Source organism: Pectinatus brassicae (assembly GCF_014201835.1).
Lineage (GTDB): Bacteria > Bacillota > Negativicutes > Selenomonadales > Selenomonadaceae > Pectinatus > Pectinatus brassicae.
Map to the genome: position 1 here is coordinate 1 of NZ_JACHFH010000072.1, position 2,297 is coordinate 2,297.

3 protein-coding genes are annotated in these 2,297 nt (G+C 53.6%); all 3 read right to left on the reverse strand.

What is annotated here, in order from left to right; translation table 11 throughout:
* The coding region (locus HNR32_RS13605) for a hypothetical protein (RefSeq protein ID WP_221300636.1) at positions 1 to 191 on the reverse strand (191 nt) is incomplete at its 3' end.
* Positions 184 to 1,536, reverse strand: coding sequence for a DDE-type integrase/transposase/recombinase (locus HNR32_RS13610; RefSeq protein ID WP_183863580.1), 1,353 nt, complete (start codon positions 1,534 to 1,536; stop codon positions 184 to 186). The genes HNR32_RS13610 and HNR32_RS13605, both read right to left, overlap by 8 nt.
* A gap of 43 nt (positions 1,537 to 1,579) precedes the next feature.
* A complete protein-coding gene (locus tag HNR32_RS13615; RefSeq protein WP_183863583.1) occupies positions 1,580 to 2,107 on the reverse strand; it encodes a DUF6431 domain-containing protein in 528 nt (175 codons plus the stop codon).
* Positions 2,108 to 2,297: the final 190 nt, after the last annotated feature.

Here is a 2,297-nt window from a genome sequence, read left to right on the forward strand (position 1 = left end):
CCGGTGAGCCTCCGGATGAGCGTCGTCTTGCCGCAGCCGACTTCCGCCGTTACCACGGCAAAGAGCTGCTGATCTGCCGCATAGCATAAGCGGCCAAGTCCTTCGCTCACGGCATCGGAAAGATACAAACAATCCGTAGGAATGCGATTGGTAAATGGCGTATGCTTCATCGAGAAGAATTCTTCATACATGCGCATTCAGCTCCTTTGCCATGTTGCGAAAGCTCGTGGCGACCGTTGCTGGTTTATGCGCCTTGCCGGACTGCCGGTCAAGACCAGTGAGCAGCCGTGAATGCTTTGCTTCGATGGGCTGCGTCGCTTCGGGAAAAAGCTGCGTCTGGCCGCAGTTTTCACCAATCCGCAGGCGCTTGGCCTTGAAGACAGGGAAATCCTTATGATGAATTTCCACCTCGTCTTTCCAGGTGGCATCGTAGCAGACATCGACTTTGCGGCCAACCAGTTTCAGCCCAACCTCGTATTTCTGTCCGTCAAAACTGATGCAGCCGGCCTTGTCCACTTCCCGGGTCTCCGTATGCAGGAAAGCTTCCTGGCAAGCCGCAATATCTGGAAAACAGAGCGGGCGCTTATCCGTAAGGTAAGCCGTCTCCGGCGAAATGCCGGAGAGCCCGGCGTGCGGATCCTTATGATACTTCTCCTTGAGCCATACCGCCAGATAATGGTTCAATTCCTCCAGACTGCCCGGCTTTTGCAAAGCAATTTCTGCCAGAAAAGAATCCAGCCGGCGGTTGAAGGCTTCGATTTTGCCCTTGCCTTCCGGATGGTACGGCTTGGCATGCAACAGCTTGATACCAAGTTTGGCACAAGCTGTTTGCAGCCAATTACTCCGATACTGCTTGCCGTTGTCCACGTAGATGGCCTCCGGCTTTCCGTAGGTGAGGATGGCTTCTCTGAGCGTATCTTCGATGATGTCGACCTTCTGGTTGGTGTAGAAGCTGGCACCGACCACAAAGCGTGTTGCATCGTCGATCCAGGCCGCCAGATAGGTCTGCTTTTTCTGGCCGTCCTTGCCAATCGGCAGATACGGCCCGTATTTGATATCTCCCTGATATAGCATGCAGCGGTGGGATTTGGCAAAGCGGCGTGAGGCCGCATCGTGTTTGGCATACAGCCGGATCTGGCGCAGGCCAAAGCCCTCTTTCTGCAGATGCCGCTGCAGCGTGCTGCGGCTCAATATTCCCTTCGCCGCCAGGCCTTCAAGCTCAAGGATTTGGATGATGTCCCGCACACTGCGGGACGGACATTCCCGGCGAAGCGTGATGGCCGCCTCTAAAATCTCGGCATAGTTTTCCGGCAAAGCGGATACCGTCTTCGGGCAGGTCTTGCTTGGCTTTAGCCCCGCAAAACCATTGGCTGCATAGGATTTGAGCCAGCGTCCGATGGTTCGGTAAGATTTTCCGCAGTGCCAGGATACCTCTTTCTGCTTTTCAATGCGCAAAACCGGGTCAAGTGAGGCATCGAGCAATGGGCTGATGATCTCAAACCTTGCCGCCGCCACATCTTCCATAGATTTTTCCATAACGTATATGCTCCCTTCAACTGTATAAGGCGAGCATACACCTTCAGCCAGGCGGCGTGAACGCAAAGCAGGTGGGTAAATCCACGCGGGCAGAAATGAGCATTCGAGTGACAGAAGTTAACCAACGACGGCTGGATTTTTGTACTTTCGTCAGGAAGGATTCACCAAACAAGGGGCGCTTCGTGTGATTGGCGGCATAAAGCAGCGTCTCAAAATACGGAGCAGCGTGCCGGAGCGCAGACTGCCATCTGCGAATGGTGGAATCCTCGGCCGGACAGGTCGAAAGAGTTTTGCCATCCATGACCTGCTGGATAACCATGGCTTCATAGTGCTTGTAAGGCTGAACAAAGCTCGGCAGTTGCGTATGCAGGTGATGGCAGTTGCGGCAAAAGCCCCTTGGCACGAGCAGACGAACCTTGATGCCGCAGCGAAGGCGAACTAGGCGAAGATGGTGGTCATAGCCGGAAAGCGGCTGACCGCAGCAAGGGCAGATAGAAATCTCTTTAGTTTTGACCCAGAATAAATCTTCTGAGGGCTTGAAATTTATCTCGTAACGTGATAATATGACCATGCTATTTATTGGCAGCCACGCTACGAGGACTTCTTCAGGGAACTCGCGGCGTGGCCTTTTTATTTCACCCCGGTACCAGTTGATGACTGGAATTATATACCCGGGCAAGAGACAATTCAAGAGAGCAATTCCAGCCTGCCATGGACAAAAGCCGTGGGCAAGGCATGGTCAAAGGAAGTTAGCGGCTACA

Coding starts and splice junctions, on each gene's coding strand:
- HNR32_RS13610 (WP_183863580.1), bottom strand. CDS start 1,536: ATGGAAAAATCTATGGAAGATGTGGCGGCGGCAAGGTTTGAGATCATC.
- HNR32_RS13615 (WP_183863583.1), bottom strand. CDS start 2,107: ATGGTCATATTATCACGTTACGAGATAAATTTCAAGCCCTCAGAAGAT.